We start from the raw sequence: 602 nt of genomic DNA on the forward strand, positions 1-602 counted from the left end.
TACCTGTAAAACGTTCGCACTCTGTTTGTGCCCAGGGGGGCATTAATGGTGCGGTTAATACTAAAGGTGAAGGAGATTCTCCGTGGATTCACTTTGACGACACAGTATATGGGGGAGACTTCTTAGCTAACCAACCACCAGTAAAAGCGATGGCTGAAGCAGCACCAAAAATTATACACTTATTAGACCGTATGGGCGTAATGTTTAGTAGAACAAACGAAGGTTTATTAGACTTCAGACGTTTTGGTGGTACGTTATATCACAGAACTGCATTTGCCGGTGCTACAACAGGACAACAATTATTATACGCTTTAGATGAACAAGTTCGTTCTTATGAAGTAGATGGATTAGTAACTAAATACGAAGGCTGGGAATTCCTAGGTATCGTTAAAGATGATGAAGATGCAGCAAGAGGTATCGTTGCTCAAAATATGACAACATCAGAAATTCAATCATTTGGATCAGATGCAGTTATTATGGCTACAGGTGGTCCTGGTATCATCTTCGGTAAAACAACAAACTCAATGATTAATACAGGATCTGCAGCATCAATTGTTTATCAAGAAGGTGCAATTTATGCTAATGGTGAGTTTATTCAAATC

General features: G+C 39.4%; 1 protein-coding gene. It reads left to right on the plus strand.

Annotated elements, in window-relative coordinates:
* Window positions 1-602, plus strand: a 602-nt coding sequence (locus HZY83_RS06695; RefSeq protein ID WP_179943280.1) for an FAD-binding protein, incomplete at both ends; no start/stop codon positions are given.

This window comes from Gemella sp. GH3 (genome assembly GCF_013415425.1).
In the GTDB taxonomy this organism is placed as follows: Bacteria; Bacillota; Bacilli; order Staphylococcales; family Gemellaceae; genus Gemelliphila.